At 63.0% G+C, this 14,582-nt stretch carries 9 protein-coding genes and 1 pseudogene; 2 read left to right on the top strand and 8 right to left on the bottom strand.

From position 1 onward, the window contains the following. Nucleotides 1-230: 230 nt before the first annotated feature. Entirely contained in the window at nucleotides 231-2,573 is a 2,343-nt protein-coding gene (locus OEG82_RS10585; protein ID WP_267612418.1) for a PAS domain-containing sensor histidine kinase, read from the top strand. A gap of 6 nt (nucleotides 2,574-2,579) precedes the next feature. Here the strand turns inward: OEG82_RS10585 and OEG82_RS10580 are convergent, their stop codons facing one another. After that, the gene (locus OEG82_RS10580) at nucleotides 2,580-3,638 is read right to left on the bottom strand and encodes a zinc-binding metallopeptidase family protein (RefSeq protein WP_267612417.1); all 1,059 of its coding nucleotides are present in this window, start codon (nucleotides 3,636-3,638) and stop codon (nucleotides 2,580-2,582) included. 236 nt (nucleotides 3,639-3,874) lie between these two features. Next, complete coding sequence (locus tag OEG82_RS10575) at nucleotides 3,875-4,234, bottom strand: response regulator (RefSeq protein ID WP_267612416.1); 360 nt, start codon at nucleotides 4,232-4,234, stop codon at nucleotides 3,875-3,877. Between the two features lie 258 nt (nucleotides 4,235-4,492). Between OEG82_RS10575 and OEG82_RS10570 the strand changes: the two genes are divergently transcribed. Beyond that, nucleotides 4,493-5,605, top strand: a complete 1,113-nt coding sequence (locus OEG82_RS10570; RefSeq protein WP_267612415.1) for a PAS domain-containing sensor histidine kinase — start codon at nucleotides 4,493-4,495, stop codon at nucleotides 5,603-5,605. A gap of 22 nt (nucleotides 5,606-5,627) precedes the next feature. Here the strand turns inward: OEG82_RS10570 and OEG82_RS10565 are convergent, their stop codons facing one another. The 6 genes and pseudogenes from OEG82_RS10565 to OEG82_RS10540 all read right to left on the bottom strand — a co-directional run bounded on the left by OEG82_RS10565 (nucleotide 5,628) and on the right by OEG82_RS10540 (nucleotide 14,578). Continuing rightward, on the bottom strand, nucleotides 5,628-6,029 hold the full coding sequence (locus OEG82_RS10565) for a response regulator (protein ID WP_267612414.1): 402 nt from the start codon (nucleotides 6,027-6,029) through the stop codon (nucleotides 5,628-5,630). A 337-nt stretch (nucleotides 6,030-6,366) separates the two neighbouring features. After that, nucleotides 6,367-9,394, bottom strand: a pseudogene (locus tag OEG82_RS10560) (bifunctional [glutamine synthetase] adenylyltransferase/[glutamine synthetase]-adenylyl-L-tyrosine phosphorylase). Further along, nucleotides 9,354-10,793, bottom strand: a complete 1,440-nt coding sequence (locus OEG82_RS10555) for a sensor histidine kinase (RefSeq protein ID WP_267612413.1) — start codon at nucleotides 10,791-10,793, stop codon at nucleotides 9,354-9,356. The pseudogene OEG82_RS10560 and the gene OEG82_RS10555 overlap by 41 nt, the downstream one beginning before the upstream one ends. A gap of 8 nt (nucleotides 10,794-10,801) precedes the next feature. Next, on the bottom strand, nucleotides 10,802-11,479 hold the full coding sequence (locus OEG82_RS10550) for a response regulator transcription factor (protein ID WP_267612412.1): 678 nt from the start codon (nucleotides 11,477-11,479) through the stop codon (nucleotides 10,802-10,804). Between the two features lie 147 nt (nucleotides 11,480-11,626). After that, complete coding sequence (locus OEG82_RS10545) at nucleotides 11,627-13,195, bottom strand: Do family serine endopeptidase (protein WP_267612411.1); 1,569 nt, start codon at nucleotides 13,193-13,195, stop codon at nucleotides 11,627-11,629. A 153-nt stretch (nucleotides 13,196-13,348) separates the two neighbouring features. Continuing rightward, nucleotides 13,349-14,578, bottom strand: a complete 1,230-nt coding sequence (locus OEG82_RS10540) for a bifunctional alpha/beta hydrolase/OsmC family protein (RefSeq protein ID WP_267612410.1) — start codon at nucleotides 14,576-14,578, stop codon at nucleotides 13,349-13,351. Between the last annotated feature and the right edge of the window lie 4 nt (nucleotides 14,579-14,582).

Below are 14,582 nucleotides of genomic sequence, written 5' to 3'. Positions count from 1 at the left end.
GGCATGGCTGGTGCGCGGCATTGGAGGCCGTCGCTCGGTGATTTGCGCGGCCTGGGGATGCAGGTTTGGAAACCGGTTTCAAAAGCGGGAATCGATTTTGAATTAAACGTTGCAAATTCAAATCCTTAACAAATCCCTTTTTTTGCACTGGACAAGGCGAATCACCTTTGATTCATTAGGGTAGATTCGGAGATGCGGTAGTCCGGATCCTAACGGGGTTTTCAAGCATTATGACGGACGCGCAGCATACTTCTGCGGCCGAAGGGTCGAATCACGCTCGCAAGGCGGGGGCAAAACGGGCAATCGAAACCGGCCTTTCGGGTCACGCGAAGCTTTTTGCTCAGCCGGCCTATGAACGCCTGATCGGCGCGGAACCATTCTTCAAGCGCCTCATTCCCGTGCTGATCGTCGCCTTTCTGATGGTCGTCGCAGCCGCCCGTTACATGAACATCAATGAAGGCCGCGACCTGTCACTGGCCACCGCGCAGCAGATGACCGCGATGTCGCTTGCGGCGGGCAAGGCCACGCTGGCCGCGGATTCCGAAGCCATCAAGCAGGGCTTGCGCTGGGACACCGAAGCCCGCCTCAACCGGGTGCTCAACCCGATGCCCGACACCGGCGGGCGCTATCTGCTCGTTCTCAACGACAAGAACCGCGTGTTTGCGGCCACCTCCGGCGGACAGCACCTCGTGGGGGCACCGGCGTCGCGGCTGATGTCGGAATCCTCGCCGCTGTGGCTGTTTGGCGAGCGTGCCGGCGTGCAGACGATCGACCTGGATGGCGAGCAGTATCTGGCGGCGATGTCGCGGCTGCCGAACGAGGCAGGCGCCATCCTGGCGCTCAACCCGATCGCCACCATCAATGAGGCCTGGCGCAAGTCCGTCTCGGTCAATGTCACGCTGTTCATTGCCACATCCTCGATCCTGCTGGTCATCCTCTACGCCTATTTCAGCCAGGCCGGCCGCGCCAACGAGGCCGACGGCATCTACCAGGAAAGCCACCGGCGCGTCGACATGGCCCTGTCGCGCGGACGCTGCGGGTTGTGGGACTGGGACATGGCGCGCGGGCGGCTCTACTGGTCGCGCTCGATGTACGAGATCCTCGGGCTCAAGCCACGCGACAGCGTGATTTCCTTCGGCGAAGCCTCGCAGCTTGTTCATCCCGATGATGGCGATCTCTATGAAATCGCCCAGAAGGTTGCCAGTGGCGACATCAAGCAGGTCGATCACCTGTTCCGGATGCGCCATGCCGACGGCCATTATTTGTGGATGCGGGCACGGGCCCAGGTGGTCGATCCGACCTCCGCGCAGACCCACCTGATCGGCATCGCCATGGACGTCACCGAGCAGCACCGGCTGCAGCAGCGCACCGTCGAGGCCGATCAGCGCCTGTTCGACGCCATCGAGAGCACCTCGGAAGCCTTCGTGCTGTGGGACCGCGACGACCGGCTGGTGCTGTGGAACAAGCATTACCAGGAAATCCACGGCCTGCCTGCCGGCATCCTCGAGCCCGGCACGCCACGGGCAAAGGTCGAAGAGGCCGCAACCCGTCCGGTGGTCGAACGCCGCCTGGCGGTGCCCTGCGCCGAAGGACTGGCGCACACCTATGAAGTCCAGCTCGGCGACGGACGCTGGCTGCAGATCAATGAACGCCAGACCCGCGACGGCGGTCAGGTTTCGGTGGGAACCGACATCACCCCGCTCAAGCGCAACCAGGAGCGGCTGCGCGACAGCGAGAAACGGCTGATGGCCACCATCGGCGATCTCACCACCTCCCAGTCCGAACTCAAGCGCAAGGCGGCCGAGCTGTCAGCGCTCAACAGCGACTACCAGATCGAGACCGAGCGGGCGGAAGCCGCCAGCCGGGCCAAGTCGGAATTCCTCGCCAATATGAGCCATGAGCTCAGAACCCCGCTCAACGCCATTATCGGCTTCTCGGAAGTGCTGCAGGCGCGCATGTTCGGGCCGCTGGGGTCGGACAAATATGTCGAATATGCCGACGACATCCACAATTCGGGCATCCATCTGCTGACCGTCATCAACGACATTCTGGACATGGCCAAGATCGAGGCCGGACAGATGCAGATCGACCGGGAAGATGTCGATCTGGCGCCGCTGCTCGAGGAAACCCTGCGGCTGGTGGCAATCCAGGCGGAAAAGAAGGGCATCGAGGTGCAGCACCGCATTTCGCCGCGCCTGTCGCTCACCGCCGACCGCCGCGCCATGAAGCAGATCCTGCTCAACCTGCTGTCCAATGCCGTCAAGTTCACCGAGCCCGGCGGCCGGATCCTGGTGCGGGCGCGCAAGACCTCCTGCGCCGTGACCCTGACCATCGAGGATACCGGCATCGGCATCCCCAAGGCTATCCTCGGCCGGATCGGTCAGCCCTTCGAACAGGTGCAGAACCAGTTCTCCAAATCCACCGGCGGCTCCGGCCTGGGACTTGCCATCTCGCGCAGCCTCGCCGAATTGCACGGCGGCGCCATGAAGGTTCGCTCGGCCGAAGGTGTCGGCACCATCGTCAGCGTTCGGGTGCCGATCGAGTGTCCGGAAAACGCGATCGCAGCCGAGTAGGCCTGCTCAGGCGCGGTCGTGGATCAGGCCGTGGATGAATTCGAGCTTGGCAAAGATCGTGTCCGAGAGAACGAAGGGATAGAAATCCCCCAGGCCGATGGAGCGGTTCATCGCGTTCATCGCCACCGTCAGCGGCACCCAGGCATCCATCAGCGGACGAAATTCGGCCGCGCCATAGGGTCCGGCATCCGACCAGCCGCCCGGCGTCCGGTTGAGGCCGGCATCCGGTGTATGGCCGTCGAGCCCATACCAGCCGGCCGTTTCCAGGCCGTCGACGATGTGGAAGTAATGCGCCCAGCTCTCGGCGAAATCCTCCCAGGAATGGGCGCAGGCATAGGAGCTGACATGGGTCGCTTCCCATCCTGCAGGTGCGCCGTTTTCATAGTGCCGCTTGAGCGCTTCGCCATAATCCTCGCGCTCGTCGCCGAAGATCGCCCGGTAGGGCTCCAGCTTGTCGGTGTTCCAGACCAGGTGATCCCAGTAATAGTGCCCGACCTCATGACGGAAATGCCCGATCAGGGTGCGGTAGGGCTCGCCCATCGCCTTGCGGTATTTCTCGCGGGTGGGATCGTCGGCCTCGGCGACATTGATGGTGATCAGGCCGTGCTCGTGGCCGGTCAGCACCCGCTTGGTCTTGCCGTCGGGCGCCAGCGTGTCGGCCTTGAATTCGAAACGCAGCGCCGTGTCCCCGGCATTGACGAGATCGCCGACACCGAGACCAAATTTCTGGATCGAGTAGAACAGCCGCCGCTTCGCTTCCTCCAGCGAGGCCCAATGATCGCGGTTCTCCGGCGATGACAGATCAGGGATCACCAGCGTGTGGCGGCAGCTCAGGCAGTGCTCGTCCTCGACCCCGTCCTCGACCAGCCAGTTGCAGAAGATTTCCTGCCGGTTGGCGCATGCCTTGTAGACCGTGGCGCCGTCATGCCACTGCGTGTCTCCGGGTTTGGCGAAGAACATCTGGTCCCAGGCCGGCACATAGCCCAGGCGCGAATTGCAGTTGACGCATTCGCTGTTGCGGAAATGCACTTCGTTGGAGCAGTTGGGACAGGCAAAGCGGCGCATGGGGTCAATCCAGTGGTTTGTTGGTCGTGGCCGTCTGTGGCAGGCATGGCGGAAGTGGTGTCAGGTCTAGCAGATCCCAGCCCGGCACGGCACACAAACCGCCGCCGCAATTCACATGAGGGGGTCGGTCAGAACGCATGGGAGCGGCAAATGTTCCGGGTTTTCTCGCCGGAACAGGATTCTATTTCAGGACAGGAGCAATGCGTGTCCGGGCCGGCAGGGCAGCAGGGCTTGAGCTACTCGAGCAGCCCCTCGGCAATGGCATCGCGCAGTTCGAACTTGTCGATCATGTCGACGATGCCGTGCGACTTGCACAGTTTCTGGCTGACTGTGTCGCGGTCGGCCGAAATCAGATAGATCCTGCTGTCCGCGCTCAGCCGGGAGATGTCACCGATCGTCTGGGTAAAGTCCGTGTAAGGCGGCAACCTGTTGTCGAGCAGGATCACCTCGAAGGATTGCCTGGCGAGATGGACCAGGGCCTCGTCCAGATCGTGCGCCGATGTGAAGCCGGCGTCGGCACCGTATTTCTTGCGCAGAAAACAGGACAGTATCTTGTGCTGGTAGGGATCGTCATCAATCAGCAATATGCTCAGCATCGCAACCCTCCGCACTTGACGTGACAAGGTATATCGACCTGTCGCAGCGCATTGCGCCTTACGGCGATAGCACATACCGTACCAGGCAGCCTACTGGGAGTTTTCGGACTATAATTTATAGTTTCGTTTACTGTGATATTCGCGATCTCCACAAAAAATCGATTCGCAAACCATCAAATTCCTCGCTTTTCGGCCTCTGAAAGTGTCTGATCTAGGACTGAAAAACGATGGAAGACAGCCTATGCATTTGAACCATTCATGACAGACATCAGGGCCGAATTCGAACTGATGATGGATCAGCTGTGCTTCCCGGTTTTCATGATTGACGTCGACGCCGCCGGAGAATTCTCCTTCCGCGCGCTCAACGCGCATCACATGGCTGTGACCGGCCTGAGCAACGCACGGGTCAAGGGACAGAAGGTCCGTGATGTGCTGCCGCCGCGCCTGGCCGCCACGATCACCGCCAATTACGCCAAATGCGTCGACAGCCGAGCGCCCTACAAATACGAGGAACTGCTCAATTTCGAGACCGGCGAGATCTGGTGGCTGACCACGCTGTCGCCGGTATTTGACGACCGCGACGTGGTGGTCGGCGTCATCGGCATCGCCGAGAACATCACTTCCTACAAGGAACGCCAGTTTCATGCGCTCAACTCGGTGGTCGAATCAAAACGGCTGAGCGAGGAAATCAGCCTGTTCACCGGCCTGGCCGCGCATGATCTGCGCGGGCCGTTGCGACAGATCCGGCTGGTGACGGAACTGATCGAGGACGGCTTCGTCGACATGGGCGACGGCAAGCTCGAACTGCTGACCATGGTCAAGCAGGTGTCAGACACAGCACTTGAAAAGCTCGACGAGGTGCTGCAGCACGCCCGCTCCTTCATGGGCGAGACCGACACCAAGACGCAGGTTGATTTCGGGCATCTCTGCTCGGATCTGGTCGCCATTCTTGACCCGCTGTCACGGATCGACGTCACTTATCCGGACGCGCATATCGTCGTCGAATCCGTCGCCCTCCAGGTGGAGTTGCGCAACATTCTCGACAACGCGCTCAAGCACGCATCCTCGAAGGTCCTCATCGAGCTCAGGACACCGGAGACGGCCAGGCGGATGCTGGAAATCCGGGTGTCGGATGATGGACCGGGCTTTACCAATCCGAATGATGTGATCGAGCTGATGAAGTCGCCGCCGTCTGACGACCGGGGATTCGGGCTGGAAACCGTTGCGCGGCTGGCAATGTCACGCGGCGGACGGGTGTGGATGGCAGAGCCGGAATTCGGCACCGGCACGACAATCTGCTGGACCATCGACGCAGTGCTGCTCGACAGCGCGGCCGGCGCCGCATGGGACGTCCCGCCGCAACAGGCCTGACCCATTGGGTGCCAGTTTGGCCTCAACCGGGCGCCAAGCCCCGGTCGTGAACGAATTCCATGATCTCCGAGCCCAGATCGCGATAGCCGTCAAGGGAATCGGGCTTGACCCGATACCAGTTCACTCCAAGATCTTCGGCCTTTTCGCGGTCGGGCATCGACGTCGACCCCGACAGCATCATCACCCGTGTCTCATTCATCCGCTCATCGGAACGGACCGCCGACAGCACCGCAAAACCGTCCGGCTCGGGCATGCTCAGATCGACGATGGCCAGCGCGGGAACCTCGCTGGCGATGACATTGATGGCCTGACCGCTGTCGCTGACCTCGATCAGATCGACATCCGCGCCTGCAGCACGCAATCCGCGGCGCAGCATGGAAATGTCAAACATGTTGTCGTCTACGACGACCACTTTCTTCTTCATACCGTCTCCCATCGGCACGCGATAACCCGAGGGGGTGCGAGCCGCTGTCGTGACCTTTGATGATTGGGGCATGCGCACGGGCTCGAAACCATGGTGGTACATGTCTAGATCGAGGCCGGCCGTCGCGTCTACATACGAGATTTGCCGTATTGATTCGTGCCATTAACAATTCATTGAAGATCAGCGCCTGTTCGCGCCCTCAAGCTGTCCCATTGATTGTGGAACAGGCTCCGTAACATGTCGGGCGGCGCAATCGAAACTGACTTATTGTTTCAAAGCTGTATTGTCGCCCGGCAAAGGGTCTGCTCACAGGCAGTTGCGTTGCTGGCCGGGGCCCCTACCCCGTCACCTTCTTGAACAGCGCACGGATGCGCTTCGACGTTGCTTTGAAATCAGCCTCGAGACTGGCGAGATCCGGCGCCTGGCCGGTGCGGATGACCAGGTCGATGAGGCCGGCAGGCGCATTCTTGGGGTCAAATCCGCCTTCGGTGCACAGCCGCACGATCTGGGCATGCCCGCTCCACATGTCGAGCGCATGGCGCAAGTCTTCCGTCGCCTCCTCACCGAGCGCATCGGGACCGAGCGCCTTGAGCGTGGCGTCGGTACTGGTGCATTCGCTGTGATCGGAGTCCGGAAAGATCTGCGGGGTTTCCACAACGCTGATCAGCCCGGCGGCGCCGTCATCCTCCGGCGCGGGCAGCCACCCCGACGCCCGGGCGTGGAGCGAGAGATACTGGGCGATGAATTCGATGTCGATCAGACCGCCCGGAATGAGCTTGACGTCCCAGATGTCGCGCGGCGGCTTTTCCTGCTCGATCAGTTCACGCATTTCCTTCAGGTCCGCCAGCAGCTTCGTTTCATCGCGCGGCTTGGCCAGCACCTCGTCGATCAGCGTCCGGGCTTCGCGGCGCAGGCTGTCCTCTCCGGCGACGGTGCGGGCGCGGGTCAGCGCCATGTGCTCCCGGGTCCAGGCCTCCTCGGCCTGGTATTTGGAAAACGCGCGGATCGAGGTGGCCACCGGCCCCTTGTTGCCTGACGGCCTGAGCCTGAGATCGACCTCGTAGAGAATGCCCTCGGCCGTCGGCGCCGACAGCGCCGCCACCAGCCGCTGGGTCATGCGGGTATAATAGCGCACCGGGTCAAGTGGCCGGGCACCGTCGGACTCGTCGGCATCCGGGTCATGGTCGTAAAGCAGAATGATGTCGACATCGGAGCCGGCCGAGAGCTCGTAGCTGCCGAGCTTGCCCATGCCGATCACCGCCACGCGGCCGCCGGCGACCTTGCCATGCGCCTCCTCCATGCCGTCGCGCACGGCATCGAGCGCTGCGCTGATGATCAGATCGGCCAGGTGCGAGAAACTGCGCGCAGCGCGCTGGGGCGAGATCGCTCCGGTGAGCAGCCGCACGCCGATGAGGAATTTCTGCTCCAGCGCCACGATCCGCAGCCGGTCAAGGATCTCCTCATAGGCATTGGCGCCCTCGAGGAAGGCTACCAGCCGCTCGGACAGATAATCGCGGGTCGGCAATTCCGCCATCAGTCCCGGATCGAGCATGCCGTCAAACACATGCGGCTTGCGGGCGATGATCTCGGCCAGCCGCGGCGCCGACGCCATGATCGTCACCATCAGCGACAGCAGCGCCGGATTGCTGCCGATCAGCGAAAACAGCTGGATGCCCGCCGGCAGGCCGGAGATGAAGGCATCGAACCGGAACAGCGCCTCGTCGGCGCGTTTGGTGGCGCCAAAGACGCGCAGCAGCTCGGGCGTGAGTTCGGTGAGCCTCTCGCGCGCCTCCACCGACTGGGTGGCGCGGTATCGGCCATAGTGCCAGGTGCGGATGGTGCGCAAGATGTCGGACGGCCGCTCGAAGCCGAGTTCGGCAAGGGTCTTGAGCGTGCCGGGATCATCATCCTCGCCGGTGAAGACCAGATTGCCGATACCGCCTGACAGACCCTGCTCCTTCTCGAACAGGTCCGCATAGCACTGCTCGACCCGAGCCAGCACGGCAACATAGGTCTTGCCGAAGCTCCTCGGTGTCGGCCTCGCCCATCATCAGGGCGATGCGGGCAAGTTCGGCCTCGCTCTCGGGCAAGGTATGGCTCTGCTCGTCACGGACCATCTGGATGCGGTGCTCGACGTCACGCAGGTACCAGTAGCTTTCCGCCAGCGTCCGGGCGGTGGCAGGGTCGATCCAGCGGGCCCGGGCCAGCGCCACCAGCATCTCGTCGGTGCGCCTGAGCCGCAGACGCGGCATCCGTCCGCCGGCAATCAATTGCTGGGTCTGGACGAAAAACTCGATCTCGCGGATGCCGCCGCGGCCGAGCTTGACATTGTGGCCCTTGACCGCGATGTCGCCGAAACCGCGATGCGCATGGATCTGCCGCTTGATCGAATGAATGTCCGATATGGCGGCGAAATCGAGATATTTGCGAAACACGAAAGGCGTCAGCCCCTTGAGGAAATCCTCGCCGGCCGGCAGGTCGCCCGCCACCGGGCGCGCCTTGATGAAGGCCGCCCGTTCCCAGTTCTGGCCGCGGCTTTCGTAATAATTCATCGCCGCTTCCAGCGGAAACGCCAGCGGCGTCGATCCGGGATCCGGCCGCAGCCGCAGATCGGTCCGGAACACATAGCCGTCGCCGGTCCGCTCCTGCATGATCCGCACCAGCCGCCGCACCATGCGGGCAAACACATCGGTGACCTCGTCGCGGTCACGCACCACCCCGGCCTCGGGATCGAAGAACACGACGATATCGATGTCGGAGGAATAATTGAGCTCATGGGCGCCGTGCTTGCCCATTCCGAGCACGATCAGGCCGGATTTCCTGCAGGGATCATCCGGGTCGGGCAGGATCAGCTTGCCGGCCTCGTGACCGGCCCGCAGCAGATGATCGAAGGCCGCGCCCAGCGCCGCGTCCGCCAGATCGCTCAGAACCGCCGTGGTGTGCCGAGCGTCGACCAGCCGGGCCAGATCATGCAGCGCCAGCACCAGCGCCACCCGCCGCTTGGCCCGGCGCAGATCGCGCATCAGCGCGGCTTCGCTGGCAGGATTGCCATCGGCATCGCGCCAGCAGCTGCGCGCAGCGTTGAGCGTCCTGGCCAGCACGTAGGGGGCAGGCTTGGACAGCGCCAGCTCCAGCGAATCCGGATCGGCCAGTGCGGTCTCGCGCAAAAACGGCGACAGGGCCAGCGCGGCGAGCAGGAAATCCCGGGCGGCGCTATCGCCGGACAAGACAGACGCAATCTCCGGATGGTCGGCTGCCAGCGGCTTGAGATCGGCCAGAACCGATTTCACCGCATTGGCCGAGGGCGCGCGGATCGGGCTTTTTTCAAGCCTGGAAAGCAGTCCGGTTGCTGGCGTCTTGGTCATGTCCCCCCGGCAGTGCCATGGTGACGGCGAGACCGGGATAATCCTTGGCCTCTGGCGTCTCGTCATCCAGCACGAGCCGTCCACCATGCAGCGCCGCCACCGCCTGGACAAGACTCAATCCCAACCCGGTGCCGGGTTTTGAACGGCTTTCATCAAGCCTGACGAAGCGCTTGACGACATCCTCGCGCCGCTCGGCGGGAACGCCGGGGCCGTTGTCGCGCACGCTCAGGAGAACCTCGCCGCCTGTGCGGGACAGCGTCACCGCAATCTTCGGCGCCGGTGCATCACCGACATATTTGATGGCATTGTCGATCAGGTTGGACAGCGCCTGGGCCAGCAATTCGCGGTTGCCATTGATGGTGATGCCCGGCGCAATCCGGGCGGTCAGCGTCACCCCTTCTTCCTCGGCAACCGGCTCGTAAAGCTCGGCCGCATCCTGGGCCAGCCCGGACAGATCGACCAGGCTCATCTGCGCCGTCGAAGATCCCGCCTCGACGCGACTGATCATCAGCAGCGCATTGAACGTGCGGATCAGTTGATCGCTGTCGGCGATCATCTGTTCGAGCGCTTCATGATGGGCCTCCGGCCCGCCATCGCTGGCCAGCGCCGCTTCGGCGCGGTTGCGCATCCTGGTCAGCGGCGTCTTGAGATCATGGGCAATGTTGTCGGAAACCTGCCTCAGCCCCTCATTAAGCCGCTCGATGCGGCCCAGCATGGTGTTGAGCGACAGGCTCAGCCGGTCGAATTCATCGCCGGAGCCATTGACCGGCAGGCGCTGCGACAGGTCGCCGGCGAGGATCTTCTTGCTGGCATTGGACATGTGATCGATGCGCCTGAGCGCGCGGCGTCCGACAAAGAACCAGATCGCCAGGGCGCCGACAAACATGATCGCCAGCGCCATCACCAGCGCCTGCCGAACCAGGCCCCGGACCTGCTCGCGCTCGCCGATATCGCGGCCGACCATCAGCCGCATGCCGTTGGGCAAGAACACCACCTGGGCCAGCGCCCGGTGGTTTTCATTGGCGGTCTCGCCGATGCGCTGGTAGCGAAACGGCTCGGCGCTCCAGCCCTCGGCATCGAGCACGCCGGGCTGCAGCGATTCGATATTGCCGGCGATCAGGTCACCGGTGGGGGTGGCGATGGCATACAGATTGGCGCCCGGCTGGCGGGAGCGGCGTTCGATGACCCGGACCAGCCCGGCGACGCCGCCGCGCCTGTAGGCGCCGGCGACGATGCGCAACTCGTTGCCGACGGTGTTCTGGGTCCGGTCCCGCTGCATGCCTTCGGAAATGGCGGTGACATAAAACACCAGCGCGATGGCGCATAGCGCGAACAACCCCAGATACAGCGCCGACAACCGCACCGCAGTGGTCGACAACATGGCGCGCAGCCGGTTCATGATGGTCCCTAGCCTCCGGCTTTCATCATGTATCCGGCGCCGCGCACGGTGCGCAGCAGCGGTTCGCCGAAATCCTTCTCGATCTTCGAGCGCAGCCGCGAGATGTGGACATCGATGACATTGGTCTGCGGATCGAAATGGTAATCCCAGACATGTTCGAGCAGCATGGTGCGGGTCACCACCTGCCCGGCATTCTTCATCAGATATTCAAGCAGCCGGTATTCGCGCGGCTGCAGCGGGATCAGCTGGCCGGCGCGTCGGACCTCGTGGCTCAGCCGGTCGAGTTCGAGATCGCCGACCCGGTAGGTGGTTTCCTGGTCGCGGCCGCCCTTGCGTCGGCCAAGCACCTCGATGCGCGCCAGCAGTTCGGAGAATGCATAGGGCTTGGTCAGATAGTCGTCGCCACCGGCGCGCAGGCCGGTCACCCGGTCATCCACCTGGCCCAGGGCCGAAAGGATCAGCGCCGGGGTATCATCGCCATTGCCGCGCAACTCGCTGATGATCGACAGCCCGTCCCGCTTGGGCAGCATGCGATCGACCACGAGGGCGTCATAGCTGTTTTCAGAAGCGAGAAAAAATCCTGAATCGCCATCGCTGGCGTGATCAACGGTGATTCCGGCCTCCCGGAATGCCTTCGACAGATAGGCCGCGGTTTCCAGATCGTCTTCGATAATGAGAATCTTCATGGAAATGATCCTAGAGCGCTTTTCGTCCAAAGGGAATCTATTGAAATACGGACAAAAAAACGCGGCGGGCCAGAGGGGGCGGCCCACCGCGTTGTTGCATCCGGCACACGTCTTGTGCCGTGCCGCCGGATGCTGGGTTGACCTCGATCAGCCCTGGTCGATCGGCAGGGCGACAAACCGCGAGCGGTTCTCGTTCTCCACCTGGAACAGGGCGGCCTTGCGGCCGTCCTTGGCGGCGGCATCGATGATGCTCACCACGTCGGATGCATTGGTCACGTCCTTGTTGTTGACGGCCAGGATCACATCACCGGCGCGCAGGCCGCGCTCTTCGGCAACGCTGTCAGGCGCCACCGAGGTGATGACCAGTCCGTTGCCGGTCTCGGCAGGAACCACTGTCAGGCCGAAATTGTCGAGCGTGGCTTCAGCCTGCGGGATCGACGGTGCCGAATCCTCTTCGGGAGAAACAGCGGCCATGTCCGTGGGAAGCGAACCCAGCTCGACCTTGATGGTCTCGCTCTTGCCGTCGCGCCAGACCGTGATGTCCACAGCCTTGCCCGGATCCATGGCAGCGATCATCTTGGCCAGCTCGCGCGGACCCTTGACCGTGTCGCCATTGACAGCCGTGACCACGTCACCGGCGGCAATGCCAGCCTTGGAGGCCGGTGCATCCGGCTGCGGTTCGGTGACAAGCGCGCCTTCCTCGGTGGCGAGACCAAGCGATTCGGCGATATCGGCTGTCACCGGCTGGATCTGCACGCCAAGCCAGCCGCGCTCGACAGATCCGTCGGCGATCAGGTCATTGATGACCGCACGCGCGGTCGTGGCGGGAATGGCAAAGGCAATGCCGACATTGCCGCCCGACGGCGAGAAGATCGCGGTGTTGATGCCGATCACTTCACCGTTGAGATTGAAGGTCGGGCCACCGGAATTGCCGCGGTTGACGGCCGCATCCACCTGGATGAAATCATCATAGGGGCCGGCGCCGATGTCACGGCCACGTGCGGAAACGATGCCCGCAGTCACAGTGCCGCCGAGACCGAAGGGATTGCCCACAGCCACAACCCAGTCGCCAACGCGGATCTTGGAGTCATCGGCGAAATCGACATAGGTGAACTTGCGCTCTTCCTCGACCTTGAGCACGGCCAGATCGGTGCGCTTGTCGCGGCCGATCAGCTTGGCATCAAGCTCGGTGCCGTCATCCATGATCACGGTGAAGGCGGAGCCGTCTTCAACCACGTGGTTGTTGGTGACCAGCAGGCCATCTTCGGAGATGAAGAAGCCCGAGCCCTGGCTTACCGGACGAACCCGGCCGGGGCGCTTCTTCCGGTCCGGATCGCGACGGTCACGCTCGGCGCGACGGTCGCTGTCAGGACCCTGCCTGTCGCCAAAACCGCGGTTGAACTGATCGAAGAACCGCTTCATCGGGTGATCATCAGGAAGGTCGTCGAACCCCCTGCCGTTGAAATCGAAATTGAAACCGCCGTCATTGGAGACGGGCTTGACTTCGGCCTGGACGCGAACCGACACGACGGCCGGTGATACGGCGTCCACGACATCGGCGAAACTCGGTGCCTGTGGCGCCTCAACGCGCACGGCGTCGGCGAAGGCGCCGGTGGTCGGTGCCGGAACGCCGGTGGCCAGCAGGGCAGCGGCAACGCCGGCAATGGCGGTCGTGCTCAGGAAGCCCTTGGAAAATTTGCGTGATGCTTTCGACATGTATCAACCTCATCTTTGTCATCAAAGCCGTTCATCCGGCTCTTGGGACTACAGATAGGCATGTGTCAGTTACGGCAAGCTTTCCGGATCATTAAACCTTTGTAATGTTTGCCGCCCTGCCCCTGCCACAATCCCGACCAGCGCTGCCGGGGATCACTCGACTGTGGTCACCACCTTGGCGCCGTGCTCGAGCGTTCGGTGTACCGGGCACTTGTTGGCAATCTCGGCGATCTTGTCGGCAAGGGACGCGGGCGTGCCGCCGTCAATCGAAATGACGCGTTCGAAGCGGTCGATCTTGCCGCCATTGGCGCGCTCGCTCTCGGTGCATTCCAGACAATCGGCCGCATGCACCTTGTTGTGCCTGACCGTCACCGTGACCAGGCCCAGATCGATCTTCTTCAGCCGCGCATACATGCGCAGCGTCATGGCCGTGCAGGCGCCCAGTCCCGCCGACATCAGGTCATAGGGCGAGGGTCCGGTGTCGGCGCCTCCAACGCTGGCCGGTTCATCGGCAAGCATCCGGTGCGGGCCGGCCTGCACCGAAACCTGGAACTTGCCCTGCCCGGTCTCTCCCACAACCACGTCCTCGACCGGCGCATCGTCGCGGCGCGGCGCTTCGACCGGCAGATAGCGTGCAGCCCAGGAGGCAATGATCCCGGCGGCATAATTGGCGTCAGCCGGGTCGGACAGCATGTGATCGGCGTCATCGAGCGACACGAAGCTCTTGGGGTGTTTGGCGGCGGTGAAGATCGCCGCGGCATTGTCGATGCCGACCACCTGGTCGCGCGGGCCGTGCAGCACCAGCAGCGCGGTCTTCATCCGCCCGATCTTTTCGGCCAGGCTGATGGCGTTGAGATCCTCGACAAACTGGCGCTGGATGGTGAAAGGCCGGCCGCCGAGACTGACCGCCGCCTCGCCCCCGGTGGTGATCTCGTCAATATGGCTCTGAAAATTCTCGATCACATGGCTTGCCTCGGCCGGCGCGCCGATGGTTGCCACAGCCCTGACCGATTTGAGATCACCGGCAATCGCCAGCACCGCAGCACCACCCAGCGAATGGCCGACAAGGATTTCCGGGGCGTCGTAATGGACGGCCAGCCAGTCGGCGGCAGCGCGCAGATCTTCCAAATTGGACGAGAAATTGGTCGAGGCGAAGTCGCCGCCGCTCGAGCCCAGGCCGGTAAAATCGAACCGCATCACGGCAATGCCGGCGCGCGCCAGTTCACCTGATATACGGCGCGCCGCCAGCGTGTCCTTGGAGCAGGTGAAGCAATGGGCAAACAAGGCCCAGGCGCGGATTGAACCGGCGGGCAAATCCAGCCGCGCCGCCAGTTTGGCGCCGGAATGGCCCGTAAACTCCGCCTTGATGGTGTGTGCCGTCATGTCG

The organism is Hoeflea ulvae (assembly GCF_026619435.1).
Classification (GTDB): domain Bacteria; phylum Pseudomonadota; class Alphaproteobacteria; order Rhizobiales; family Rhizobiaceae; genus Hoeflea; species Hoeflea ulvae.
The sequence above is the reverse complement of the archived record's forward strand: the minus strand, read 5'-3'. Positions and strand labels throughout refer to the sequence as shown.

Bases quoted from the DNA above. Each gene is read 5' to 3' on its own strand.
- OEG82_RS10585 (WP_267612418.1), top strand. From the start codon at position 231: ATGACGGACGCGCAGCATACTTCTGCGGCCGAAGGGTCGAATCACGCT.
- OEG82_RS10555 (WP_267612413.1), bottom strand. From the start codon at position 10,793: ATGAACCGGCTGCGCGCCATGTTGTCGACCACTGCGGTGCGGTTGTCG.
- OEG82_RS10565 (WP_267612414.1), bottom strand. From the start codon at position 6,029: ATGAAGAAGAAAGTGGTCGTCGTAGACGACAACATGTTTGACATTTCC.
- OEG82_RS10570 (WP_267612415.1), top strand. From the start codon at position 4,493: ATGACAGACATCAGGGCCGAATTCGAACTGATGATGGATCAGCTGTGC.
- OEG82_RS10540 (WP_267612410.1), bottom strand. From the start codon at position 14,578: ATGACGGCACACACCATCAAGGCGGAGTTTACGGGCCATTCCGGCGCC.
- OEG82_RS10545 (WP_267612411.1), bottom strand. From the start codon at position 13,195: ATGTCGAAAGCATCACGCAAATTTTCCAAGGGCTTCCTGAGCACGACC.
- OEG82_RS10580 (WP_267612417.1), bottom strand. From the start codon at position 3,638: ATGCGCCGCTTTGCCTGTCCCAACTGCTCCAACGAAGTGCATTTCCGC.
- OEG82_RS10575 (WP_267612416.1), bottom strand. From the start codon at position 4,234: ATGCTGAGCATATTGCTGATTGATGACGATCCCTACCAGCACAAGATA.
- OEG82_RS10550 (WP_267612412.1), bottom strand. From the start codon at position 11,479: ATGAAGATTCTCATTATCGAAGACGATCTGGAAACCGCGGCCTATCTG.